At 70.2% G+C, this 24,657-nt stretch carries 23 protein-coding genes; 15 read left to right on the top strand and 8 right to left on the bottom strand.

The window, feature by feature from the left end; genetic code table 11:
- Nucleotides 1-12: 12 nt before the first annotated feature.
- The 8 genes from FKO37_RS03665 to dnaB all read left to right on the top strand — a co-directional run bounded on the left by FKO37_RS03665 (nt 13) and on the right by dnaB (nt 6,862).
- The gene (locus FKO37_RS03665; RefSeq protein ID WP_037809077.1) at nt 13-543 is read left to right on the top strand and encodes a single-stranded DNA-binding protein; all 531 of its coding nucleotides are present in this window, start codon (nt 13-15) and stop codon (nt 541-543) included.
- A 34-nt stretch (nt 544-577) separates the two neighbouring features.
- The gene (rpsR, locus tag FKO37_RS03660; RefSeq protein ID WP_009085242.1) at nt 578-826 is read left to right on the top strand and encodes a 30S ribosomal protein S18; all 249 of its coding nucleotides are present in this window, start codon (nt 578-580) and stop codon (nt 824-826) included.
- 14 nt (nt 827-840) lie between these two features.
- Complete coding sequence (gene rplI, locus FKO37_RS03655; RefSeq protein WP_009085244.1) at nt 841-1,305, top strand: 50S ribosomal protein L9; 465 nt, start codon at nt 841-843, stop codon at nt 1,303-1,305.
- A 235-nt stretch (nt 1,306-1,540) separates the two neighbouring features.
- Nucleotides 1,541-1,909 (top strand): hypothetical protein, encoded by a 369-nt coding sequence (locus FKO37_RS03650; RefSeq protein WP_081684814.1) that lies wholly within the window; start codon nt 1,541-1,543, stop codon nt 1,907-1,909.
- A 7-nt stretch (nt 1,910-1,916) separates the two neighbouring features.
- Nucleotides 1,917-2,519: a DUF3558 domain-containing protein gene (locus FKO37_RS03645; protein WP_043831439.1), complete on the top strand. Its 603-nt coding sequence runs from the start codon at nt 1,917-1,919 to the stop codon at nt 2,517-2,519.
- Between the two features lie 42 nt (nt 2,520-2,561).
- Entirely contained in the window at nt 2,562-3,932 is a 1,371-nt protein-coding gene (locus FKO37_RS03640) for a hypothetical protein (RefSeq protein ID WP_238603727.1), read from the top strand.
- Nucleotides 3,933-3,943: 11 nt separating this feature from the next.
- On the top strand, nt 3,944-4,744 hold the full coding sequence (locus FKO37_RS03635; protein WP_235146697.1) for an ESX secretion-associated protein EspG: 801 nt from the start codon (nt 3,944-3,946) through the stop codon (nt 4,742-4,744).
- Nucleotides 4,745-5,458: 714 nt separating this feature from the next.
- Nucleotides 5,459-6,862, top strand: coding sequence for a replicative DNA helicase (gene dnaB / locus FKO37_RS03630; RefSeq protein ID WP_037809085.1), 1,404 nt, complete (start codon nt 5,459-5,461; stop codon nt 6,860-6,862).
- A gap of 23 nt (nt 6,863-6,885) precedes the next feature.
- On the opposite strand, the gene FKO37_RS03625 is transcribed toward dnaB, so the two are convergent.
- A complete protein-coding gene (locus FKO37_RS03625) occupies nt 6,886-7,425 on the bottom strand; it encodes a YciI family protein (protein ID WP_238603726.1) in 540 nt (179 codons plus the stop codon).
- A 103-nt stretch (nt 7,426-7,528) separates the two neighbouring features.
- Between FKO37_RS03625 and FKO37_RS03620 the strand changes: the two genes are divergently transcribed.
- On the top strand, nt 7,529-8,308 hold the full coding sequence (locus FKO37_RS03620; protein ID WP_238603725.1) for a dioxygenase: 780 nt from the start codon (nt 7,529-7,531) through the stop codon (nt 8,306-8,308).
- A gap of 82 nt (nt 8,309-8,390) precedes the next feature.
- Here the strand turns inward: FKO37_RS03620 and FKO37_RS03615 are convergent, their stop codons facing one another.
- Both FKO37_RS03615 and FKO37_RS03610 read right to left on the bottom strand, forming a co-directional pair.
- A complete protein-coding gene (locus FKO37_RS03615) occupies nt 8,391-11,516 on the bottom strand; it encodes a PE-PGRS family protein (RefSeq protein WP_238603724.1) in 3,126 nt (1,041 codons plus the stop codon).
- A gap of 194 nt (nt 11,517-11,710) precedes the next feature.
- Entirely contained in the window at nt 11,711-12,742 is a 1,032-nt protein-coding gene (locus FKO37_RS03610; protein WP_238603723.1) for a hypothetical protein, read from the bottom strand.
- 296 nt (nt 12,743-13,038) lie between these two features.
- Between FKO37_RS03610 and FKO37_RS03605 the strand changes: the two genes are divergently transcribed.
- From FKO37_RS03605 to FKO37_RS03595, 3 genes are read left to right on the top strand one after another with little or no spacing between them, the layout of a single operon-like run.
- Nucleotides 13,039-14,268 carry an AI-2E family transporter gene (locus FKO37_RS03605; protein ID WP_134664185.1) on the top strand — a complete coding sequence of 410 codons (1,230 nt, stop codon included), beginning with the start codon at nt 13,039-13,041 and terminating at the stop codon, nt 14,266-14,268.
- Nucleotides 14,265-15,401, top strand: coding sequence for a MacS family sensor histidine kinase (gene macS / locus FKO37_RS03600; protein ID WP_134664183.1), 1,137 nt, complete (start codon nt 14,265-14,267; stop codon nt 15,399-15,401). Before FKO37_RS03605 ends, macS begins: the two co-directional genes overlap by 4 nt.
- Nucleotides 15,398-16,054, top strand: coding sequence for a response regulator transcription factor (locus tag FKO37_RS03595; RefSeq protein ID WP_037809091.1), 657 nt, complete (start codon nt 15,398-15,400; stop codon nt 16,052-16,054). The genes macS and FKO37_RS03595 overlap by 4 nt, the downstream gene beginning before the upstream one ends.
- Nucleotides 16,055-16,057: 3 nt before the next feature.
- On the opposite strand, the gene FKO37_RS03590 is transcribed toward FKO37_RS03595, so the two are convergent.
- Nucleotides 16,058-17,107 carry a hypothetical protein gene (locus FKO37_RS03590; RefSeq protein ID WP_167754415.1) on the bottom strand — a complete coding sequence of 350 codons (1,050 nt, stop codon included), beginning with the start codon at nt 17,105-17,107 and terminating at the stop codon, nt 16,058-16,060.
- Nucleotides 17,108-17,179: 72 nt separating this feature from the next.
- Here FKO37_RS03590 and FKO37_RS03585 point away from each other — a divergent pair, with 72 nt between their 5' ends.
- Nucleotides 17,180-17,842 (top strand): DUF1707 domain-containing protein, encoded by a 663-nt coding sequence (locus FKO37_RS03585; RefSeq protein ID WP_037809093.1) that lies wholly within the window; start codon nt 17,180-17,182, stop codon nt 17,840-17,842.
- Between the two features lie 59 nt (nt 17,843-17,901).
- Here the strand turns inward: FKO37_RS03585 and ptsP are convergent, their stop codons facing one another.
- From ptsP to FKO37_RS03570, 3 genes are read right to left on the bottom strand one after another with little or no spacing between them, the layout of a single operon-like run.
- Nucleotides 17,902-19,575 carry a phosphoenolpyruvate--protein phosphotransferase gene (gene ptsP / locus FKO37_RS03580; protein ID WP_238603722.1) on the bottom strand — a complete coding sequence of 558 codons (1,674 nt, stop codon included), beginning with the start codon at nt 19,573-19,575 and terminating at the stop codon, nt 17,902-17,904.
- Nucleotides 19,568-20,299 carry a hypothetical protein gene (locus FKO37_RS03575; protein WP_238603721.1) on the bottom strand — a complete coding sequence of 244 codons (732 nt, stop codon included), beginning with the start codon at nt 20,297-20,299 and terminating at the stop codon, nt 19,568-19,570. Before FKO37_RS03575 ends, ptsP begins: the two co-directional genes overlap by 8 nt.
- 28 nt (nt 20,300-20,327) lie before the next feature.
- The gene (locus FKO37_RS03570) at nt 20,328-21,200 is read right to left on the bottom strand and encodes a ribokinase (RefSeq protein ID WP_238603720.1); all 873 of its coding nucleotides are present in this window, start codon (nt 21,198-21,200) and stop codon (nt 20,328-20,330) included.
- A gap of 342 nt (nt 21,201-21,542) precedes the next feature.
- On the opposite strand from FKO37_RS03570, the gene FKO37_RS03565 reads away from it, so the two are divergent.
- A complete protein-coding gene (locus FKO37_RS03565; protein ID WP_037809097.1) occupies nt 21,543-22,280 on the top strand; it encodes a TetR/AcrR family transcriptional regulator in 738 nt (245 codons plus the stop codon).
- On the opposite strand, the gene FKO37_RS03560 is transcribed toward FKO37_RS03565, so the two are convergent.
- Entirely contained in the window at nt 22,277-23,014 is a 738-nt protein-coding gene (locus FKO37_RS03560) for an SDR family oxidoreductase (RefSeq protein WP_043831530.1), read from the bottom strand. The two genes, FKO37_RS03565 and FKO37_RS03560, sit on opposite strands and share 4 nt — an antisense overlap.
- A gap of 215 nt (nt 23,015-23,229) precedes the next feature.
- On the opposite strand from FKO37_RS03560, the gene FKO37_RS03555 reads away from it, so the two are divergent.
- On the top strand, nt 23,230-24,588 hold the full coding sequence (locus tag FKO37_RS03555; RefSeq protein ID WP_238603719.1) for an MFS transporter: 1,359 nt from the start codon (nt 23,230-23,232) through the stop codon (nt 24,586-24,588).
- Nucleotides 24,589-24,657 lie beyond the last annotated feature (69 nt).

Here is a 24,657-nt window from a genome sequence, read left to right as displayed (position 1 = left end):
GGGACGCCATCCGTGGCTGGAGACACCGTCATCACCGTGGTCGGGAACCTGACGTCCGACCCGGAGCTGCGCTTCACCCCGTCCGGTGCGGCGGTCGCGAACTTCACCGTCGCGTCCACCCCGCGCACCCTCGACCGCCAGAGCGGCGAGTGGAAGGACGGCGAGGCGCTGTTCCTGCGCTGCAACATCTGGCGGCAGGCGGCGGAGAACGTCGCCGAGTCGCTCACGCGGGGCGCCCGCGTGGTGGTGCAGGGGCGGCTGAAGCAGCGGTCTTTCGAGACCAAGGAAGGCGAGAAGCGCACCGTCGTAGAGCTCGAGGTCGACGAGATCGGCCCCTCGCTGCGCTACGCGACGGCGAAGGTCAACAAGGTCAGCCGCGGTGGCGGCGGCGGCGGTGACTTCGGCGGCGGAGGCGGCGGCTTCAACGGAGGCGGCGGCAATCGCGGCGGCGGCGGCAACAGCGCGCCCGCCGACGACCCGTGGGGCTCGGCCCCGCCCGCGGGCGGTGGCGGCGGAGGCTTCTCCGACGAACCCCCGTTCTGATCTCATCTCTTTCTAGAATTCCAGGAGTACAACAGTGGCCAAGCCACCCATTCGCAAGCCCAAGAAGAAGGTCTGCGTGTTCTGCAAGGCCGAGAAGAAGGGCCGCCCGGAAACGATCGACTACAAGGACACCAACCTGCTGCGGAAGTACATTTCCGACCGCGGCAAGATCCGTGCCCGTCGCGTCACCGGCAACTGCAGCCAGCACCAGCGCGACATCGCCATCGCGGTGAAGAACTCGCGCGAGATGGCTCTGCTGCCCTACACGTCCACCGCGCGCTGAGGGGAGCACTAGTCATGGCGAAGATCATTCTCACCACGGACGTGGCGAACCTCGGCGGCCCCGGCGACATCGTCGAGGTCAAGGACGGCTACGCCCGCAACTACCTGCTGCCGCGCGGTTACGCGATCGTGGCCAGCAAGGGCGCGGAAAAGAACGTGCGCACGATCCAGCGCGCACAGGAATCCCGCCGCATCCGCGACCTCGACCACGCCAAGGAAATCAAGGCGACCCTCGAGGGCCTCGGCGCGATCCAGCTGACCGGCAAGGCCGCGGCGGGCTCGAAGAAGCTCTTCGGCTCGATCACCGCCGGCGAGATCGTCGACGCGATCAAGGCCCAGGGCGGCCCGCTGCTCGACAAGCGCGTCCTCGACCTGCGCGACCACATCAAGACGGTCGGCAAGCACTCGGTCAACGCGCGCCTGCACCCGAACGTCAAGGTGGACCTCCGCCTCGAGGTCAAGGCTGTGGCCGCGAACTGACGGCTTTTCCGTGAAACCGCCCCCGGGAGATCCTCCCGGGGGCGGTTTCGTTTCTGGCCGTCCCCCGGGCGGTTCGTGACCTCTTCGAGATCTGCGATACGGCCTAAGTCCGCAGCTCGGAGGCACTTTCGCAGATTCGTGAACGCGGAGCGGGAACCAAGTGCCGTGCGTTACCATCCAAGGTGCTGATCTCGCCGTTTGGGGAGCGAGAGAGTTGCCAAAGGGGGTCAACCGGATGTCCGATGTGCCACCACCCGCTCCGATCATGGTCGGCGGCTACGGAACGGCCGGCGGGTACAAGTTCAGCGAGGACGAGGTCGACTCGGTCATCAAGCAGTGGGAAGACTTGCTCGCCCACCTGAACGACGATCTCGCCGACGCGAACAACATCAAGAACGTGAAGCCTCCCGCTCAGGAGTTCGCCAGCGAGGACTTCGTCAACAAGGGCGCGAATCCATCCGGCGAGACCCTGCTCAAGCAGCACGAGCGCATGCGTGACTACGTCTCCAACTTCATCACCGCGCTGCGGGCCGCCAAGAACAAGATCTCCGTCTCGGAGCAGCAAAACCGCGACACGTTGAACCAGCAGGCAAAGGGAGTCTGAGCACCAGATGCCGCACCGCACCGTCCGACTCGCCACCGCTGCCGTCGCCACGATCGGCTTGCTCGCCGCCTCCGCCTGCGGCGGTGAGACCGGCGGGACCGGAGGAACTGCTCAGCCGCCGGCCAGCAGCCCGGCCGACAGCGGCGGCTCGGGACCCAAGGTTCCGGCCCCGCTGCCTACCAAGGACTTGCTCGCCGATCCGTGCAGCGTGCTCAACGCCGCGGAGGCAGCACAGGTCGGTCTCAAGTATCCCGGCGAGAAGAGCTCCGGCGTGTTGAACGGGTGCCGCTGGACTTCCTCCGGAAGCAACCTGAACTTCGTCAACAACACGCCGATCGAGCAGAACAAGCGCGGGATCAGCGACATCTACGACCAGAAGGCCAAGCAGGCCTACTTCGAACCCACCACGGTCAACGGCTACCCGGCCGTCTTCGCCGGTACCGAGGACAGCCGCTCGAACGGGATCTGCACCCTCTGGGTCGGCGTCACCGACCAGCTCGCCGTCTCGGTCCTGCCGAACATCAGCATGGGTTCGAACAAGAAGGACCCCTGCAGCATCGCGAAGAAGTTCGCCACCGCGATGATCGGACATCTCCAGGGGGCGTCGTGATCGTCACTCGACCTCTGCCCAGCACGGAAGGAATGGCTCATCATGGGGAATGACGCCAATACCGTAGGCAAAGAGCTGAAAGGCATGGCCATCGGCGCCGGGACCGGGGCCGCCATCGGGTCGGTCGTACCCGGTGTGGGCACCGCGGTCGGCGCTGGCGTCGGCGCCGTCGTCGGCGGTCTGGTCGGCCTGTTCAGCGGCGGTCCCGAAGCTCAGCAAATGTCGGCGGACCTCGGCGGCCGCTCGATCGACGCGTACACGATCTACGAGAAGATCCACGCGGGCGACACGTCTTCGCTCGACACCGGGGTCGCGTCGGCCAAGAGCCTCGGAGACGCCCACGACAAGCGGGCGACCGAGATCGACAATCTGAACAAGAAAATGGACGCGGCCTGGCAGGGCGGCGGCGCCACCGCCGCGCAGGCGGGCGCGCACCCGCTCAAGACCTGGCTCGAGGACTCCGTCCAGAACCTGAACAAGAGCCACACGTACCTCAACACGCAGGCCGACTGCTTCCACACGGTCAAGGGCAAGGTGCAGCAGCTGCCCAAGGATCCGCCGTCGGCCGGGTTCCTCGACGGGATCAACCCGTTGAGCGACAAAGACGACGAGATCAATCAGTACAACGACAACAGCAAGGCCAACGTCCAGGCGTACACGAACTACTTCAACGCCAGCGGACAGAACGCGGGCCAGTTGCCGCAGTACAGCGCCTGGCAGGGCAACAACCTCTCCGACGGCAGCGGCGACCCCGGCAAGTACGGCGGCGGCCCCGGCAGCAACGTGCCCGGCGGAACCGGTGGCATCGGCGGTGGCGGCGGCAGCTTCTCCCCGCCCAAGGTGGACACGCCCAAGTTCGACCCGAACGGCCCCGGATCGCACTCGAACGTGCCGGGCGGGCCGGGCCACTTCACCGACCCGAACGGTCCGGGCAAGTTCACCCCGACCGGGCCGGGCGGCTACACCGGACCCGGCGACGGGACAACGACCTCGGGCTGGACGCCTCCGGCGACGGACGCGGCGAAATTCAACCCCAGCACGTTCGGGCCGGCAGGCGGCGGCGCGGGCCAGTTCGGTCCCGGCGGCAGCGGCGGGGGCGCGGGCAGCGGTGCGGCCTTCGGGCCCGGCGCGTTCGGCGGCGCGGGCTTCGGTCCCGGCGGTGCCGGTTCGGGCGCGGCGGCGGGCGGCGCGGGAGCCGGTGTCGGCGGCGCGGGCGGTCTTCGCGGCGGTGGCATGGGCGCGGGCGCGGCGGGCAAGGCCGGAGCCTCGGGCATGGGCGGCATGGGCGGCGGCCGCGGCGGCCAAAAGGGCCAGGACGACGAGGAACACCAGACCAAGTACCTGGTGGAAGAGGACGCCAACGAGATCTTCGGGTCGGATCAGCTGACTGTTCCGCCGGTCATCGGTGAATGAGGACAGGCACAGTGATCACTCTCGACAGGCCCACCCGCTTCACCCTCCTCACCTTGTGCAACCTGATCAAGCGCCGCGGCGGGGAACCACACCAGGTCATCGCCGACGCGGCGACGTTCTACGACCCCACGGCTGAACGGCGCATCGACCAGGACGTCAACGCCGTGCTGACCGAGGCCGGGCTGATGGGCCCCCGCGGGATGGATCGCGATCTGCTCGCGCTGGTCGAGTCCGTCTCGCACCCGCAGATCGAGTACTACGGCTGGTTCGACGGGGCGTTCGAGGACGACAGCCCGTCCAACTACGGCGCGCTGGTCGGGAGCGGCAACGGCGGCGGCTTCGGCCTGATCAGGGTCCAAGGCGAGCAGGTCGTGACGGTCACCCGCCAGCGACCGGACCTGCTGCTGCAGACGTTCCTCGATCTCATTCCGGCAGGCAAGGCCGCGAACGGGCAGCCGCTCATCACCAGCCGGGCCGAGTACGAGAGCGGCCGGACCGCGGGCTCGGACGAAGTCCCGCAGGGTTCCATCATGCGAGGCGGCGGTCAGCGGACCGAAACCGTGGCACCGCTCAAGGAGATCCAGCGGATCCTGAAGCTGCCGCGCACCGGAAGCGGCGCGTTGTACGTCGCGTCCCGGCCGCAGGGCGGGCGTCGGCGGCGGGTGCCCAAGCCGGTCAACTTCATCGACACCAGCGAGGGCCGGTGGCTGATGGAGGAGCGGCCGGGGAAGGAGCCGCTCATCGTGTTCACTCCGGGCACGCAGCAGGCGATCTCCGAACGGCTCCGCCAGGCCCAAAGCGCCTTGGGCTGAGCACCCGAGCGTTACTCCGGGTGGGGTTCCCGGCACGGCACCGTGCGGTGTCTTGCCGGTGAACCTCACCCGGTTTCGCGTTTGCACGCGGTTAACCTGCGCTTTTGCCGGATCGCTCACTGTGCGCAGCCATCGGCTGGGCCGCGTGGGGAATTCTCCTTCGTTCAGCCTATCGAGGCAGTGATCTACCGTGCGTAGCAACCATCCACAGGGCGGTGGACCAACACGGGTGCGACACGCCGAAGAACCAGTTCGGCACGACACGCCGGACGAGTTTTCGGGAAGTTCTCCACAGTCTCTGCACAGGCCTTGACCTGCGGGTTCAGTGAAGCCGATCTGCACTGTCCCCACTTTGTCCACAGGCTCACGGGTACCTGTGATTCGTTGCCCCCAGTCATCCACAGGTTGTCCACAGCACGGTCAACAACCGGAATTGCGCTCGTCCTTCCGGGGGATCTAGCGTGCGTTCGCGCCCGGTACTCCCGGTGGCTCCGCGTGGCGGTCACCGGTGCGGGGAACCGTCCGGTCCATCATCGAAGGGGGCCGGACGGGCGGGTGGGAAAGCCGGGCCGATTCCGGCATACTCGAACAGGTGTTCGCCTGGGCTGACCGTCACGGGCGGCGGCGGGCGGGTGCGGTTCGGCACAGGACAGGCGCACGCGAGACGACGGGGACGGCCGGTACGACGGCTGGGCGAGGGGAGGTGTCCGGGCAGTGGCGGTGACCGATGACCGCGGTCCGGCGTACGCGGAGTCCGATCCGGGTCCGAGCGACCCCGGCCCCGGCGGGTTCGACCGCCAGCCGCCGCAGGACATCGCGGCGGAGCAGTCGGTGCTCGGCGGCATGCTGCTGTCGAAGGACGCGGTCGCCGACGTCATCGAGGCGCTCGGACCCGGCGATTTCTACCGGCCCGCGCACCAGGCCGTCTACGACTGCATCCTCGACCTCTACGGACGCGGCGAACCGGCCGACCCGATCACTGTGGCGGCCGAACTCGAGCGGCGCGGCGAACTCGGCCGCGTCGGCGGCGCGCCGTACCTGCACACCCTCATCGCGACCGTGCCCACCGCGGCCAACGCGGGCTACTACGCCGAGATCGTGTCCGAGAAGGCGGTGCTGCGCCGTCTCGTGGAGGCGGGCACGCGCATCGTGCAGTACGGCTACGGCGCGGCCGCGGCGGACGGCGCGAACATCGACGAGGTCGTCGACCGCGCGCAGGCCGCGATCTACGACGTCACCGAGCGCCGCACGAGCGAGGACTACGTCGCGCTGGAGGACCTGCTCCAGCCGACCATGGACGAGATCGACGCGATCGCCTCGCGCGGCGGCCAGTCCCAGGGCATCCCGACCGGGTTCGCCGACTTCGACGAGCTGACCAACGGCCTGCACCCCGGCCAGATGATCATCGTCGCGGCCCGTCCCGGTGTCGGCAAGTCGACTCTCGGCCTGGACTTCGTTCGCTCCGCCTCCATCAAACACGGCCTGACCAGCGTCATCTTCTCGCTGGAAATGAGCCGGACCGAGATCGTGATGCGCATGCTGTCGGCCGAGGCGAAAATCCGCCTCGCCGACATGCGCGGCGGCAAGATGTCCGACGACGACTGGACGCGGCTGGCCCGGCGGATGAGCGAGGTCTCGGAAGCCCCGCTGTTCGTCGACGACTCGCCGAACATGACGATGATGGAGATCCGCGCGAAGGCCCGCCGGCTCAAGCAGCGGCACGACCTCAAGCTCGTGGTCGTCGACTATCTGCAGCTGATGACCTCCGGCAAGCGCGTCGAATCGCGGCAGCAGGAAGTCTCGGAATTCTCCCGTCAGCTCAAGCTGCTGGCGAAGGAGATCGAGGTGCCGGTGATCGCGATCTCCCAGCTGAACCGTGGTCCGGAACAGCGCACCGACAAGAAGCCGATGCTGTCGGACCTGCGTGAATCCGGCTCACTGGAGCAGGACGCGGACATCGTCATCCTGATCAACCGCCCGGACGCCTGGGAACGCGACGACCCGCGCGCCGGCGAGGCCGACCTGATCCTGGCGAAGCACCGTGCCGGTCCGACGAGCACGATCGTGGTCGCGCACCAGCTGCACTACAGCCGCTTCGCCGACCTGGCCCACGACTGACCCGAGCCGGGCCTGCCGGTCCTTCAGGAGCGGCCGCCGGGAGCCCAGTCGTGCACCTCGATCGCGGCATAGTGCTCCGCGGTGAGGAGTGCGCGGGCCGTGTCGGCATCGGCGGCTTGCACCAGGGCTGCCGTGCCGAGCCAGGCGGTGCCGTCGTCGGACCACAGGGGGCCGTAGGCGATCAGGGACTCCGTGGCGGACGGTTCGAGGTCGACGGCGGGGCCGGAACCCAAGCCCAGCACCAAATACAGGTTCGCCGCCTCCGGGTCGCCGGGGAAGTCCCACATCGTGCGGTCAAGAGCGTTGTCCCAGCGGCGGATCAGGACGTCCCGATAGGCGCCGGCCTGGTAATTCGGTTCCGCGAAAGCGAATTCGCGGACCGCGGCGGCGTCCGGGAGATCGACGATGTGCACGCTGCCGGTCGGCACTTCGCCGTCCAGGGTCGGGCCGCGGGCGATCAGTTCGGCGGCGAAACCGTCCATATAGGACCAATGCGCTTCGACCAGCTCGGCGCGCAACGCGGCGGAGCCTGGGCGGTCCCGGTGGTAGCAGAAGAACTTCACCGGTCGAGTCTGGCGCACGGAGGCGGCCGCCGAGGACGAATTCGCCAAGTCCGCGAACCAGGCGTACCGTAGTAGTTGAAGTTTCAAACACTTGGAGGCAGTCATGGCGACCCGCACCCCGGTCCTGTACCTGAGCCACGGTGCGCCGCCGCTCGCCGACGACGCGACGTGGACCCGCCAGCTCGCGGAATGGTCCGCTGACCTGGCGAAACCTCGCGCGATCCTGGTCGTTTCGGCGCACTGGGAAGAGGCACCGCTGACGCTCGGGGCCACCACGACGGTCCCGCTCGTCTACGACTTCTGGGGCTTCCCCGAGCACTACTACCAGGTCAAATATGCCGCGCCGGGTGCGCCGGAGCTGGCCGCGCGGGTGCGCAAGCTGCTGCATTCGACCGCGACCCCGGTGCACGACGCCCCGGACCGCGGCCTCGACCACGGTGCGTACGTCCCGCTCGTGGAGATGTTCCCCGAAGCCGACGTCCCGGTGCTGCAGATCTCCATGCCCTCGCTCGACCCTCGGGCGCTCTACGACCTCGGCCGCAAGCTCGCGCCGCTGCGCGACGAGGGCGTGCTGATCATCGGCAGCGGATTCTTCACCCACAACCTCCGCGCGATGCGGGAGGTCGACGGCAGCGACGGAACCCCGCCGGGATGGTCCGCGGAATTCGACCACTGGGGCGACGAAATGCTGCGCGCCCGCGACCTCGACGCGTTGCTCGACTTCCAGCACAAGGCCCCGGCCGCCGCGATGGCGCACCCGCGGATCGAGCACTTCGCGCCGCTGTTCGTCTCGCTCGGCGCCAGCTCGGCCGAAGGCGAGGGCCGCACGGTGATCGACGGTTTCTGGCACGGACTGGCGAAGCGGTCGCTCGAATTCTCCTGACCCAGCACAAAAAACGGGCCCGGAAGCACGTGGCTTCCGGGCCCGTCCCGGGTTATCCCCGGCTCGCTTCAGGCGAAGCGATTCACTTCTTGAAGATGCTGGTCACCTTCGCGGCCAGCTTCTGGAACGCACCCAGCGGACCGGTCGCGTCACCGATCGCCGGCACGGCCGGAGCGGTCGGCATCGTGGTCGGCAGGGTCGTCGGCGCACCCGGCACGGCGGGCAGCGCGGCGACGGCCGGCAGCTGGTTCAGCGTCGGCAGCGACGTCTTCACCGGCAGCTGAGCGGGAAGGGCCGGAACGTCCGCACGCTGCGCGGCGGCACCCGGCAGGGCCGGAACGCCGGGCAGAGCCGGAACGGCCGGAGCCGACGGCAGGTGGATGCCGTTCTGCAGCCCGGAGACCTGCGGCAGCGCCGAAGCACCCTTCAGCTGGTTCAGCTGACCCAGCGCGGACAGGCCGCTGACCTGCGGCACGTCAGCGCGCTCGGCACCCGGCAGCGCCGGGGCGGGGAGCGTGGTGGCGGTGGGCAGACCCGACAGGCCCGGCAGCGCCGGAGCCGACGGCAGCGACGGCGCGGCCGAGGAACCGCCCGGCAGACCCGGGACGGCCGGCAGCGCGGGGAGCTGGTCAGCGCCCATCTCGCCGCCGAACGGCACGTCGATGGCCGGCTCGGGGTCGACCGTCGTCGAGTTGGGAGCCTCGGCGGTGGCCACGCCGATGACCTCCAGCGGCACGCCGAAGATCTGCACCAGCGCACCCAGCGGGTGGTAGTAGTCGAAGCCGGACAGCGCCGAGCCCGTGCCGTCGGTGCTGGTGGCGTCGTCGCCGTCGGTCACGGTGGTGACGTTGTCGCCGACCGCGTGCGCCACGCCGCCCACCGCGACCGCGTCGCCGAAGACCTGCGCGACGACCGGCACCGGGAAGTCGAGGATGTCGCCCGAGATCGAGCCTTCCATGCCCGACGTGGTGTCCTTGCCGGCGTCGGTGACGACGGTGTTGTTCATGGCGTCGCCCGAGGACACGCCCGCGACCGAAACCGCGTCGCCGAAGACCTGCGCGACCGGTGCCGGGTCCACGCCGACGATGTCGCCGGCGACCGCGCCGCCGTCACCGTTGGTGGTGGCGTCGCCGCCCGCGGTCGAGGTGATGTCGTTGGTGGCGGTGCCGTGGCCGATCGCGCCCCCGGCGAGCCCGTCGCCGAAGATCGTGCCCGCACCGGCGACCGGAGCCTTGACGATGTTGCCGGCGAGCGCGCCGTCCTTGCCGTCGGCCGTGGCGTCGCCGCCCGCGGTCGAGTCGGTCAGGTTGTCCGACATGCCGGTGCCGATGCCGGCCACCGAACCGCCGACGCCGTGGCCCTGCACCGGCAGCGAAACCGGGGCCTCGACGAGGTTGCCCGCGCCCGCGCCGCCCGCACCGGTCGCGTGCACGTCCTGGCCCGCGGTGGAGGTGGTGTCGTTGCTGGCCTTGCCGTGGCCCTGGCCGACGAACGAACCGCCGATGCCGAACAGCTGCACCGGGGTCGACACCGGGACGGTGCCGAGGTTCGAGCTGAGGAAGCCGTTGTCGTCAGCGGTGTTGCCGCCGCCGCCCGCCTTCACGACCTTGGTCTCGGAGCCGTCGCCCGAGCCCTGCCCGATGAACGAGCCGCCCACGCCGAACACCTCGGCCGGCGCGGCCACCGGGACCTGCACGATGTTGCCCGAGCCGGACGAGTCGTTGCCCTGGGTGCCGTCGTAGTTGCCCGCGGTGACGGTCTTGGTCTCGGTCGAGGTGCCCGAGGCGTTGCCGATGTGGCTGCCGCCGATGCCGTGCACCTCGGGGGCGCCCGCGATCTGGCTGTTGATGATGTTGCCGGTCAGCGTCGAGCCGTTGCCGGTCGTGTAGCTGCCGTCGCCGGAGGTCGCGGTGGTGGTGTTGTCGCAGTTCGCGACCGCGCGGCCGATGTAGGTGCCGCCCACGCCGCACGCCTCGACCGGAAGCGCCACTGCCGGGTCGACCACGTTGGCCGAGCCGGCGGCGTCGTTGCCGTTCGTCTTCACGAAGCCGCCGGAGGTGGCGGTGGTCTCGTGGGTGGAGGAGGACGCCTGGCGGCCGGCCACGCCGGTGGTGGCGTTGCCGATCCACGAGCCGGCGACGGACGCGACGTTCGCGACCGGGCTGGCCTGCGCGGCGGCGGCGTTGCCGGACAGGAACGACTGGTCGCCGTCGGTCTCGATGTAGGTCGGGATGCCCTTCAGGCTGCCCGGACGGGTGTCGCCCGCCTTGGCGTCGGCCGAGGAGCTCGAGGTGGAGTCCGCGTCCGAGCCCCACACGCCGCCGGCGTTGCCGTTGAACTTGACCGGCAGCGCGATCGGAGCGCCGACCACGTTGCCGCTGCCCGCGGCGCCCTTGCCGTTGGACTTCATCGAACCGCCGGAGGTGGCGGTGGTGTCGGCGTTGTAGCCGCCGCTGTAGGCGTTGCCGAGGATCCAGGACGCGGCGTTGCCGGTCACCTGGACCGGGGTCGCGAACTGGCCGCCGACGACGTTGCCGGACAGGCCGGAGCCCTCGCCGGTGGTGTCGATGTTGCCGGTCTCGCTGGTGCTCTGGTGCGCCGAACCGCCGTGGACCGCGCCGCTGCCGCCGGCAAGGCCGACGCCGTTGCCCGCGATCTGCACCGGGAGCGCGTAGTCGAGCGCCACGACGTTGCCCGCGATGCCGGAGTGCTTGCCGTCGGTCGCGACGTCCTGGTTGTGGCTGTAGGTCTGGTCGTGGTCGCCGCCCTGCACGTGGGCGTCGCCGATGACACCGACCGCGTTGTCGACGATCTGGATCGGGACGACGACGTCGCCGTTGACCTTGTTGCCCTTGAACGCGTCCTGGGTCGGCGTGAGCTGACGGGGCGCGTCCGCCTTCGGGAGGCTGTCGGTCAGGCTGCCCGCGGAGCCGCCGGGCGTCTTCGCCGAGGCGAGCGCTCCCTTGACGGCGGAGGTGACGGGCTTGGTGCTGATCTCGTTGTGGTGCGCCGGGAGGTCGACCTGCCCGAGCGGGGTGCCGATCGCGTTGTTGGCTTCGTCGATCGGGACGGTGACGTTGAGATCAAGCGGGGAGGCCGGGGTGTCCGGGTTGACGTTCTCGTCGGCCGAGGCGATGCCGGTGCCCAGCATCAGCAACCCACCCGTGACCAACGCGGTCTGGAGTCCGCGCTTTGCCCAGGTCTGCATGGGATTTTTCTCCTTCATATCGGGGTCCCTTGCGGGTTTGTGGAGGTGCGCCCTGTTTCGTGAGGGAATGCACCGGGAATGCGTGCGCGGAAATTGCGCAGCGCGCGAAAAACCCGCGGGAGATGTGTCGATGACGGTGACGGCACACGAAGATGTGCGCGTGGGTGCGTCAACGACCCCGCGGGTGAAGTGGATCAGTCAGGAGTGACGCCGGGCTGCTCGCCCGGGGTGCGCGGCGTGTGCGCGAGGCCGGTGCGGGTCGAACCCGCCACGGCGTTGTCGACGGCGGCGACGACCCAGGAGGGAACGCCGAAGTTCAAACCGTCGAGGTGTCCACCGGGCGCGGTGCTGCCACCGGCCGGGGAGTTCGGGATGGAAAGCGGCGCGGCGGGAAGCTGCGCCGGGGAGAACGGGGCGCCGGGCAGGCCGCGGTCGCCGTGGTGGCGCTGCGGCAGTTCGGCACCCTGCACCGGATCGACGGACTGGACGTCCATCGCCGGGAAGACCGACTGCAACGCGTCGGACGTGCTCATCGCGGCCGCGCCGAGGTTTTGCTCCGCCTCGGCGGGCTGCTCGGGAATGCCGGGCGCGGGCGTCTGCTCGGATTCCGGAGCGGGCGCGGTCGGCAGTTTCGGCAGGTCGACCAGGTTCGAGGGAGCGCTCGGGTCGAGCAGATCCCACAGTTTCCGGCCGAAATCCTGCGCCGCGGGCGGCGGGGTGGTCGCGTCGGCGATCACCTGGCGGGCGTCCTCCGGCTTGCGCGCGATGTGCTCGAGCGAGCCGAGCGTGCGCTCCACCGGCTTGACGACCGCGTGCTGGCCGAGGTCGCTCACCGCGTCGCTGACCTTTCCGGCGGCCTGCGGGCCTCCGTCGAGGTCGTCGCGGTGCGCGCCGCCGAGCTGGCCGAGCGAGCAGGTGGGCCGCGACGTGCCTGGTTCAGACCACGTGGTAGCTCCCTGGCCGCACGACGAAAGCCCTTGCACCGCACCGGTGACGTCGCCCGCGAACCGGGCCGCGCCGTCGGTGACGTCGCCGATTCCGGCGGCCGTCGCGTCGGTGACCGGCGTGACGCTCGCGTCGACCGGGTCCGCCGAAGCGGCGGAAGAGGAGACGGTCCACGCGGCCGCGGTGGCCGCGAGCGCGCCGCCGACGACGAACAACGCACGCGACGCGAGACGGCCGAAGCGCGTCGCGCCCCGCCTCTCGTGCACAGCGTCGTCCGTCACAGGTGATTTCTCCTCGGGTAAAAAATGATTTCGGTTTTTGCCGGGAACGACACAGTTCCGCGGTGGTGCAAAACCGAGACAACCAAATTTAGGGGTCGCCGCGCATCCTTGACACGGCTTGATGCCACCATCGTGTGAACAACACAGAGTGTGGCCGGGTCTCACGATGGGTCATCCCCGGAGAAGACGGCCGGTTACTCCGGAGTCGGTTCGCGCGGCCCGGCGAAACGGTGATTCGCGCCCCGCACCGGGCGATCCGCCCGGTTTCGGTCGACGGGGCCGATACGGTTGACCCCGTGAGCCAGCCAGGGCGCGGACAACGCGAACAACCGTCCCTTTCCGAACCAGTCGCCGACGTCACCGGCTTCATCCCGCGCGGACTGCGCGTATCCGCCGCCCTGTCGTGGCGGTTCATCGTGGTCGTCGCCGCCCTGTACGCCGTGGTGTGGCTGCTGGGCTACCTCGCCTCGGTCGTGGTGCCGGTGTCGATCGCGCTGCTGCTTTCGGCGCTGCTCGCCCCCGCGGTGTCGCGGCTCGTGCAGATCCGCTTCCCGCGCGGACTGGCCACGGCGATCGTGCTCGTGGCCGGGCTCGCGGTGCTCGGCGGGCTGCTGACCTTCGTGATCACCCAGTTCTCCAGCGGCCTCCCGGAACTGCAGCAGCAACTGACCACGAGCCTCAACCAGATCAAGGACTGGCTCATCAACGGTCCGCTGCACCTGCGCCAGGAGCAGATCCAGGACTTCATCAACCAGGCCATCGGCTTCCTGCAGAACAACCAGGCCTCGATCACCACCACCGCGCTGACCACCGCGGGCACCGTCGGCGAGATCCTCACCGGCTTCGTGCTGACGCTCTTCGTCACGATCTTCTTCCTCGCCGGCGGCGACGGCATCTGGTCGTTCCTGGTGCGCGGCGTGCCGACGCGGGTGCGCAATCGCGTGGACGTGGCGGGGCGGCGCGGCTTCGCGTCGCTCGTCAGCTACATCCGCGCGACCGCCGCGGTGGCCGTGGTCGACGCGGTCGGCATCGGCATCGGGCTGTGGATCGTCGGCGTGCCGCTGGTGATCCCGCTGGCGACGCTGGTGTTCCTCGGCGCGTTCATCCCGATCATCGGCGCGCTGATCACCGGCGGCGTCGCGGTGCTGATCGCGCTCGTGTCGAAGGGCGTCATCGGCGCGGTGGTCGTGCTGGCCATCGTGGTCGGCGTGATGCAGCTGGAAAGCCATGTGCTGCAGCCGTTGCTGCTCGGCCGCGCGGTGCGGCTGCACCCGCTCGCGGTGGTGCTGGCGATCGCCATCGGCCTGGTCGCCGCGGGGATCGCGGGCGCGCTGCTCGCGGTGCCGCTGCTGGCCGTGCTCAACGCCGGGGTCCGGTCCCTGCTGCACGAACACGATCCGGATCCGGCGACCGTCGACGCGCTGCACAGCCAAGCCGCCAACCCGAACGACGATCCGGAAGAGGGCGCGGACGACAAGGAGTCCGGCTCCGGCAAAGACACAGAAAGCACAGAAGACAAGAAGTGACTGTTCGACCTTCCCGAGATCCGGCGGCACCGCTGTGGCGCGGTGTCGTGGTGCTGCGCGTCGTCACGTGGTTGTTCGCGCTGGCAGTGGCGATCGCGCACCACAACGGCTTCCAGCGGCCGTGGCTGGGATGGGTCGTCATCGGAGTGATGGCCGTGTGGTCGGTCGTGTCGAGTCTGGCGTACGTGCGCGAGAACGGACGGCGCCGCTGGCTGGTGATCTTCGACCTCGTCCTCACCACAGCGCTCCTGCTCACGTCGCCGTGGATCCTGTCGGAGGCGCAGTTCGACAACGCGACCACGCCGTTGATCACCACGGTCTGGGCGGCAGTAGCACCGATCGCGGTGGCAACGCGTTTCGGCGCGCGCTTTGGCGTATCGGCGGGCCTCGTCGTGGCAGTAAGCACTGGTGTCGCGCGCGCGAACGTCGACATCGACGTCATCCGTGACGGAGTGCTGTTGTGCGCGAGCGGTCTCCTTGTCGGCATGGCGGCGACGCTCGCGCGTAGCTCCGCCGAAGCGCTCGCGCGCGCACTTCGCACCGAAGCAGCGACAGCCGAGCGCGAACGGCTCGCGCGCTCGATTCACGACAGCGTGCTTCAGGTACTCGCGCGCGTACGGCGTCGCGGTCTCGAAGCAGGCGGTGAAGCAGCGGAGCTGGCGAGGCTCGCGGGCGAGCAGGAGGTCGCGTTGCGCGCGTTGGTGAGCACCGAGCCGACGCGGTCCGGCGACACTGTGGACCTCCGTTCGGCGTTGCAGTTGCTGTCGACCACATCGGTGCAGGTCTCGACGCCGGCCGGAACCGTGGACCTGCCCGCGCACGTCACCGAGGAACTCGTCGCGATCACCCGCGAAGCACTGGCCAACGTGGAGAAACACGCTGGTCCGGACGCGCACGCCTGGGTCCTGCTCGAAGACCTCGGCGACGAGGTCGTGGTGAGCGTCCGCGACGACGGCCCGGGGATCGCGGGCGGCAGGCTCGAACAGGCGGCGGCCGAGGGCAGGCTCGGGGTGGTGAAGTCGATTCGCGGCCGGGTGGACGACCTCGGCGGGACCGCGGTGCTGGACAGCGCTCCCGGCCGCGGCACGGAGTGGGAAGTGCGGGTGCCAACCACGATGAGGGACGGACGATGACGGAACGGACGATCTCCGTGATGGTGGTCGACGACCACCCGATGTGGCGCGACGGCGTGGCCCGCGACCTCAGCGAGAACGGGTTCGAGGTGGCCGCGACCGCGCCGGACGCCCCGGCGGCGATCCGGATCGCGCGCGCGGTGCGGCCGGACGTGGTGCTGATGGACCTGAACCTCGGCGGCACGTCCGGCGTCGAAGCGACCCGCGAGATCACCGCGGCCGCGCCGGACACGCGGGTGCTGGTGCTCTCGGCCAGCGGCGAACACAACGACGTGCTGGAAGCGGTGAAGGCGGGAGCGTCGGGTTACCTGGTGAAATCGGCGTCCGCGGCGGAACTGGTGGACGCGGTGCGCCGCACGGCCGACGGCGACCCGGTGTTCACAGCCGGACTGGCCGGACTGGTGCTCGGCGAGTACCGGCGGATGGCCGACGTCCCGGACGGCGCGCCGGAGCCGCCGCGGCTCACCGACCGGGAGACCGACGTGCTCCGGCTGGTCGCGAAGGGACTGACCGCGCGGCAGATCGCGGAACGGCTGGTGCTGTCGCACCGGACGGTGGAGAACCACGTGCAGTCGACGTTGCGGAAGCTCCAGCTGCACAACCGGGTCGAGCTGGCGCGCTACGCGATCGAGCACGGCCTCGACGAGGACTGATTCTCAGGAGGTCGCGACCCCGGCGGCCTGCTGTGCCGCGGCGAGTTTCGCCTTCCCCAGTCGCCAGGCCGGTTCGCCTGGATGCCACGCCGCGACCGCCCCGTCGTCGATGACCAGGTCGCCGGCTTCCGTCCAATCCAGACCGGAATGCTTCAGGTTCTCCGTCGAATACGGCATCGACGGAGCCTGCTGCCAGCTGCCGTCGCGCAGGTTCAGCAGCCACAGATCCCGGGTCTGCGTACCGGTTCCGGGGAACGACGGGGTGCCGAAATCGACCGCCGCGACATCGCCGTCCCGGCTCGGCAGGACGTACGGGTTGGGCGCGGGCACCGGCAGGGCCACCGGTTTCCGCGCTCCGCTGCGCAAATCGAGCACGGTCAGGTCGGTCAGCCCGCCGAGGACGAGCCGATCACCGGCGGCGGCGAGAATGCGCGGCGACTGCTGCACGGTCCGCCCGGTGGCCGGGTCGATCAGGACGTCGACGGTTTCGGCGGTGCCGCTGCCGACGGTGATCAGCAACCCGTGCGAGGTCTCCACCCGGACGAGTGTGTGGCACGACGCCACGGTGCCCCGGCCGAACGAGGTACCGGTGAGGGCGACGTGCTCCAACCGGCAGAGGTCCGGACCGTCCTCGCGGATCAGCCACACGCTGGTGCCGTCCGCGCCCGGAGCCGCGCTCACCGCTTTGCCGAGCGACCGCGGGGCCGAAAGTCCCAGGTAGACGTACACCTCGGCCGGGTCGCAGGAGGACTGCTGGCAGGTCGGCGCGGTCAGCACGACCGGGGTGTGGCCGACGCGCAGCACGGACACCGTCCGCTGCCCGCCGGGAACGCCGGGCAGAGTTGCGCGCACGCCCGAATCGGCGTCGAACACCGTCGGCGGCGACGTGGCCAGCAGCAACTCCACGCCGATGCCGCCGGTGGCGACGAGCCCGTCGAGGCCGGTCGGCGGAGGGGTGGTCGGAGCGGGCCGCGCAGAACTCACCGGGGCGGGCGCGGGAGCCTCGCTCGTACAGGAGGTCAGCAGACAGCAGGCCGCGGCAAGGGCGACCATCGCGCGAAGTACGGGTCCGTTCAGGGTTTTTCCCCGATCTGCCAGCGGAAATCGAGTTCTACCATCGATGCCATGGCCGAGGAAGAGACGACCGCCGCGCAGCCCGCGACCGAGACCAAGCCGTTGACCGCGCGCGACATCCGGGTGTCCGACGACGAACGCGAGCACGTCGTGGGCGTGCTGCAGAAAGCCATCGGACAAGGGATGCTCACCCTCGACGAGTTCACCGAACGCACCGACCAGGCACTCGCGGCCCGCACCCGGGGCGACCTCAACGCGGTCCTCGCCGACCTGCCCGGGCTGGTGCACCCCGGCGCGGCTCCGCAGTACGCGCCGACGCCCGAACCGCCCGGCTACGGGCCGAACTACGGGCTGGGCCAGCGGCTCGAGCTCAACGCCAAGTACTCGTCACTGCAGCGCAGCGGCCCGTGGCAGGTCCCGGCCGCGATGGTGGTGCGCAACAAGTACGGCAGCACCAAACTCGACTTCACCGAGGCCCGCGTCGCCACCCCGGTGGTGCAGATCGAACTCGACTCGAAGTGGGGTTCGGTCGAGCTGATCATCCCGCAGCACGCGGCGGTGGACTACAACTCGATCACCGAGATCAAGTTCGGCTCGCTCGACGACAAGACCGGCAGCAACGGCCGCGCGGGCACCCCGCGCTACGTGCTGACCGGGCGCATCCACGGAGGCTCGCTGGTCATCCGCCACCCTCGGCGGGGCATCTTCGGCTGACCAGCGCCCGGCGCCGGATCCGGTTACCCCATCTCTCACCCGGATCCGGCGTCCCTCGGCTAGGAAAGAGCGTCCGCGACGGCCTTGCGCGCCGCGGCCGGATCGGCGGTGGCGAGCGCGGCCGCGGCGATCTCGCGGGCCTTCTCCCTCGACACCGTCGCCAGGCTCGCGCCGACCGCGCGGACCGCCGGTGCGTTCATCGACAGGCTCGTCAGGCCGAGCCCGGCCAGCACCAGCGCGAGCCGCGGGTCGGCCGCCGCCTCACCGCAGACGCCCGCCGGTTTGCCGGTCGCTTCCGCCGCGTCGCCGATCAGCTTCAGCAGGCGCAGCAAACCGGGCTGCCACGGGTCGTTCAGCTTCGCCACCGCGCCGAGCTGGCGGTCGGCGGCGAAGGTGTACTGGGCCAGGTCGTTCGTGCCGACGGACACGAAATCGACTACGCCGAGGATCTCCCGCGCCAGCAGCGCGGCGGCGGGGATCTCGATCATCACGCCCGCGCGCGCGATCCCGGCGGCGCGCACGCGTTCGGCGAACCACGCGGCTTCCTCGACGGTGCCGACCATCGGGGCCATCACCGAAACTTCCGCGCCGGAGTCCTCCGCCGCGCCCGCGATGGCTTCGAGCTGCCGGTCGAGCACCTCCGGCCGGTCGAACGCGATCCGCACGCCGCGCACGCCGAGCGCCGGGTTGGGTTCGTCGTCCGGGGACAGGAACGCGAGCGGTTTGTCCGCGCCCGCGTCCAGCGTGCGCACGATGACCGGCTTGCCGCGGAACGGCGAAAGCACTGCGGCATAAGCTTTTCGCTGCTCTTCGACGGACGGCTCGGCCGGTGCGTCGAGGTAGCAGAATTCGGTGCGGAACAGCCCGACGCCCTCGGCACCCGCGTCCGCGGCGGCCTGCGCGTCGGCCGGAGAGCCGACGTTGCCGTACACCTTCACCCGGTGCCCGTCGGACAACTCGCCGACGCCGTTCCACTCAGCCGGCCCGGACGCGGCGGCGGTGACGATCGGCGCGGACGGGTCGACTGCCTCGATCACGCCGGTGTCGCCGTCGACCGACAGCGCCTTGGCGTCGGAAGCCAGCAGCCCGCGCACCGCGACGACCGCCGGAATCCCCAGCGCCCGCGCGAGAATCGCGGTGTGGCTCGTCGGACCGCCCTCCTCGGTGACCAGCGCGAGCACCTTCGCCGGGTCGAGCCCCGCGGTGTCGGCGGGGGCGAGGTCGCGGGCGACGAGAACGCTCGGCGACGTCAGTTCGGGCACCCCGGGCGGGGCGATGCCGAGCAGTTCGGCGACGAGCCGGTCGCGCACGTCCCGGACGTCGCGGACCCGCTCGGCCATGTACCCGCCCGCGGCCGCCAACGCGTCGGCGAACCCTTCGGCGGCCTGGTAGACGGCGCGGGCCGCGGGTAGGTTCCGCGCCGTCACCAGCTGTTGAGCCTGAGACGCGAGCGCCGGGTCGGCGGCCATCGCGGCGGTCGTGACGAGGATCGTCGCGGCTTCCCCGGTCGCGGCCTCGGCCTGCGCTTCCAGCCGCGCGGCGACCGCCTGCGCGGCGGGTTCGATCCGGGCCGCCTCCGCCGCCGGATCGTCCGGCGCGGGCGTGCTGGCGGGTTCCCCGAGCGGCTCGGCGACCCGTACGACGGGTCCGCTCGCGCGTCCGGGGCTCACCGCGACCCCGGTCAGCGAGGAACCGGCAACGGACTCGGCCGGAGCGGCAGCACTCTCAGACATGGTCTAGACCATAGCTCACGTAGACCGCGATCTCTCGCGGCGCCGCGACTGATTCCCGATTTCGCACCCGTTCGACCACCGGACGCACCTCCTCGTGCCACCACGCGCGGGCCAGTTCCGCGCGATCGCGCAGCGCCCGGCCCCGCAAAGTCTGCCGGAAACCCCAGGCCTCCGCCGAGTCCGCGAGCCGGAACCAGTCCGCCGGGTCGTCCAGCCACAGGTCGGTCCGGTCGGCGTCGGCGAGCGGGACCCGCTCCAGGAACATCCGTTCGGCCCGCTTCGACGGCAGGTCCGCCAGTGTCAGGCAGCGCATCGCGAACGCGACCGTGCAGACCGACCGCACCTCCGCGAGCACCGCCTCCGCCCCGCGAGCCCTGGCCAGCGCGATCCGGTGGTGTCCGTCCTCCACGAAGTACATGTCGCCCAGCCGCACGAGCCGCACCGGCGGAAGCTCCCCGACCGCATCGGCGATCGCGCGCCAACGGTCCCGCAGCGCACGGTTGCGGGGCCGGAACAGCCGGTCGAAATCCTCGGCGCGCGCGAGGGAGCCCACTACGCCGTCGACCGGGACTTTGCGCAGGCCCTCGTAGGTTTCCGCGGTGCGGCCCAGCGCGGCGAGCGTCTCGTCGAGCGGCATCAACGCCAGCGGATCACGCGCTGCCGCGATCCTCCGCAACCGGGTCGCGTACCCCTGCCACCACGCCGAACCGAACGAATCGCCCACGTGACCTGCAACACGGCCCGGACGCGGCTCATTCCAGCTCGGCAGCCGTCGGATACGACGGCTGGGCGCCATGCCGGGTCACGGTCACCGCAGCGACTTTCACTGCCCGATAGGCGGCTTCGACCAGGTCAGCACCATCGGCGAGAGCCGCCGCCAGGGCACCCGCGAACGCGTCGCCCGCGCCCGTGGTGTCGACCGCTTCCACCTTGGGCGACTCGACGGTTGTCGACTTGTCGCCTTCAAGCACCACCGCGCCCTTGGCCCCGAGCGTGACCACGGCCGCGCGCGGGCCGAGCTCGAGCAGCTTGCGCGGGTCAGCGTCCTCCGAACCGAGCAGGTAGGCGGCCTCGTGCTCGTTGACCAGCAGGACGTCCAGCGCGGCCAGCGTTTCCGGCGAGACCTCGGCCGCCGGCGAGAGGTTCAGCAGCACCCGCACGCCGTTTTCCCGCGCCCGCACCACGGCGCGTTCGATCGTCGGCAGCGGCACTTCCAGCGAGGCGACGAGCACCCGTACGCCGTCCAGTGCTTCGTCGGTGATGTCGCCGGGCTCCAGCGCGGAGTTCGCGCCGGGGGAGACGAGGATTGAGTTTTCCCCGTCCGGAGTCACGGTGATGTAAGCGATTCCGGTAGGCCGATCGACAGTCCGAACGAATTGCGTATCGACACCCGCATTCGACAACGAATCCCGCAGCAATCGACCGTAGGGGTCGTCGCCGACCGCACCGAGCAACGCGACGTCCGCGCCGAGTTTTCCCGCCGCGACCGCGGTATTCGCGCCCTTGCCGCCGGGGGACAACGCGGTGTCGCCGCCCAGCACCGTCTCGCCGCCGCCGGGACGACGGTCGACCGGGACCACCAAATCGGCATTCGCGGACCCGACTACCAGCACCGCAGCACTCATGCCGCCACTCTGCCATGGCCCTTCCTTTCCGCCGTCGGTGCCCGAAAGTGAAAGCGTTTGTAACTTTCTTGGCGCTCAGTGCGACAATCAGGCGGAACAGCGGCTGTCCGTCACTCGATCGGGGGATCCGTATCCCCCAGGCGTCACTTCTGCGACGGGCTTCGCTCTTCTTCGAGCGTCACCGGACTTGAGCCGATGACGTTGCCCCGACCGGAAGCGCACCGGAGAGGGCATCGGGTCGCCGGCGCCGATCACGTAGCCCCCCGAGTGATCGGCGTCGGCGGCGCCCCGGTTCTCCCGCCAAGTGCCGAAATCGGTGTCCAGACCACCTAGACTGCCCAGATGAGCAGCCCCACACGCAGGGGTCGCGCGCGAGCGGCTACCGAATCCGACATCCGCCGGACCGCGCGGAACCTGCTGGTAGGCCAGGGCCCGGAAGCCGTCACGCTGCGGGCCATCGCCCGGGAGCTGGGGATCACCGCACCGGCTCTGTACCGCTACTACGAATCCCGCGACGACCTGCTGGAAAGCCTCCGCCTCGACGTCTGCACCGACCTCGCCGCCGAAATCGCCGAGGACATCGCGGAACTGCAGGACGAGGGCCTGCTGCAGCTGTTCCAGATCTGCAAGGGGTTCCGCCGCTGGGCGCTGACCCACACCAAGGAATTCACCCTGGTGTTCGCGTCGCCGACCGGGGCCACCGGGACCGCGACCGGCAGCGCGCTGCGCAGGCTCGACGAACCGTTCGGCAAGATCTTCCTCGCCGCGGCGGGCCACGTGCTCGCCCAGCACGACCTGGTCATGCCGCCGAACGACGTGGTCCCGCCCGAACTCCGCGACGACCTCACCGCGTTCCAGCAGGATCTGCTGACGGTGCTCAAGGAGTCCGGGCGGGAGATCCCGCCGGAGAAGCTGGACCTCGGGCTCACCTACCTGATGATCACCTTCTGGGCGCGGCTCTACGGCCACGTGACCCTCGAGGTGTTCGGCAATTACCCGATCCCGGTGTCCAAACCGGACGTCCTGTTCGAGGCCATGCTCACCGACCTCGCCCGCGACGTCGGCCTCTACCGCGATTAGGCCGCGTGCCCGCCGTCGACCGACAGGGTCGCGGCGGTGATGTAGGCGCTGTCCGGCGACGCCAGGAAGGCCACCGCGTCAGCGACTTCCGCCGGATTGCCGTACCGGCCGGCCGCGGTCATCGACGCCTGGTCCGCGGCGTACGGACCGTCGGCCGGGTTCATTTCGGTGTCGGTCGGCCCCGGGTGCACCAGGTTCACCGTCACGCCGTTGGCCGCCAGTTCGCGGGCCAGCGCCTTGGTCAGCCCGACCATCGCGGACTTGCTGACCGCGTACAGCACCATCCCCGGCCCCGGCACGCGATCGGTCACGCAGCTGCCGATCGTGATCACCCGGCCGCCTTCGCGCAGGTGCTTGGCCGCCGCCTTGGTCGCGGCCAGCACGCCGCGCACGTTCACCGCCAGCACGCGGTCGACGTCGTCCATCCCGGTCTGCTCCAGCGGACCGACGAAACCAACGCCCGCGTTGTTGACCAGCACGTCCAGCCGCCCGAACTCGGCGACCGCCGCTTCCACTGCGGCTTCGACCGCCGCAGCGTCCGCGTTGTCCGCACCGACCGCGAGCGCACGCCTGCCGAGCGCCTTGATCCGGTCGACCACGCCCGCTGCCTGCTCGGCGTTCACCGCGTAGGTGAGCACTACGTCCGCACCGGCCTCGGCGAGCCGCAGTGCCGTCGCCGCACCGATTCCGCGGCTCCCGCCAGTCACCAGCGCCACTTTGCCGTCGAGGTTCATGTCCGTCCCTTCCGTTTGTTTCGCTTTCAACCATCGAAGCGCCGGCCGACGGGCGAAGCTGGCGTCTTTCGGTCGTGACGGTCCGGGCCCGCGCCAAGATCGGCACTTCCGGCGACCAGGTCGTTTCACCCGTGTCGATAACTTGACGTGAGTGTCACAAGCGGCTTACCGTTTCGCTTCCCGAGGCCCCCATCTCAATGACGAGAGAGGCACTGATGACCAGTCGACCAGCCAAGGCCACCCCACTCAGAATCCGGACGGCGGCGACCGCCGCCTCGATCGGCACCTTCGTCGAGTACTACGACTTCGTCGTCTACGCCTACTTCGCTTCGGTTTTCGGTCCGCTGTTCTTCCCGGTGAAGTCCGCGCCCGCGTCGTTGCTGCTGACCTTCGCCGCCTTCGCGACCAGCTACCTGGTACGCCCGCTGGGCGCGATGATCTTCGGCCCCCTCGGCGACCGCTACGGACGTCGTTCGGTGCTTTCCGGCGTGATCCTGCTGATGTCGGCCGCCACCACGCTGATCGGGTTTTTGCCCGCATACGGCCAGATCGGGGTGGCCGCGCCGATCCTGCTCACGGTGATCCGGCTGGTACAGGGGATCTCCGTCGGCGGCGAGTTCGGCGGCGCGATCTCCTACGTAGCCGAATTCGCGCCGGCGCGGCGCCGCGGCTTCCTGCTCTCGTGGCTGGGGGTGGCGATCGGGCTCGGGCTGCTGGCCGGCGCGCTGGTCTCGGCCGCGGTCAGCCGTTCCGTTTCGCCGGACGCTCTCGCGAACTGGGGCTGGCGGGTGCCGTTCCTGCTGGCCCTGCCCCTCGGCCTGGTCGGCGTGTACCTCCGGCTCCGGCTTGCCGACACCCCGGAGTTCGTGGCCGCGGCTCGGGAAGGCGGCGTCGAAAACGCTCCGCTGCGCGCGAGTGTGCGACGCGATTTCCGCGCCATCGCCCTCACTGTCGCGATTCTCGCCGGCCTGACGGTCTTCACCTACCTCTACCTGATCTACCTGCCGACCTATCTGGTTTCGGTGCTGCACTACGGACGATCCGCCGCTCTGCTCGCGAACGTCGTCGGCATCGCGGCGTTCTGCGTCGGCATGCCGCTGTTCGCGGCGCTCAGCGACCGGTTCGGCAGGCGGCCGGTGCTGATCGCGGGCTCGGGTGCGCTGACCGCCTTGTCGTACCCGGGTTTTCTGCTCCTGGGCAGTGGGCGGACCGCCACTCTCGGGTGGACGCTGGCCGTACTGGGGCTGCTGACCGCGGCGACGTTCGCGCCCTGCCTCCCGATCCTGCCGGAACTGTTCGCGGTGGGCACGCGGTACACGAGCATGGGTCTCGGCTGGAACATCTGCGCGGTGCTCTTCGGCGGAGCGGCGCCGCTCGTCGCCACCAGTTTGATCGTCACCACGGGCGATCCGGCCGCACCGGCTTATTACGCGATGCTGGGCGGCGCGCTGAGTTTCGCCGCCGCGCTGGCGATCAAGGAGACAGCGGGAAACCGGCTGGCGCGAGCAGCGAACCAGGCCGTCGAACCGGATTCCCGAGTGCCCGCGGGCAATCCCGCCACCGCCCCGGAATAGCCGGTGGGCCGGGTCCGGCGGCACGCCCGGCCCGGCCCCGCTTGGTACCGTCACCGAAGAAGACGTCGA

Origin of the sequence: Amycolatopsis sp. Poz14 (genome assembly GCF_006704225.1) — a bacterium.
Taxonomy (GTDB): Bacteria; Actinomycetota; Actinomycetes; order Mycobacteriales; family Pseudonocardiaceae; genus Amycolatopsis; species Amycolatopsis nivea.
The sequence above is the reverse complement of the archived record's forward strand: the minus strand, read 5'-3'. Positions and strand labels throughout refer to the sequence as shown.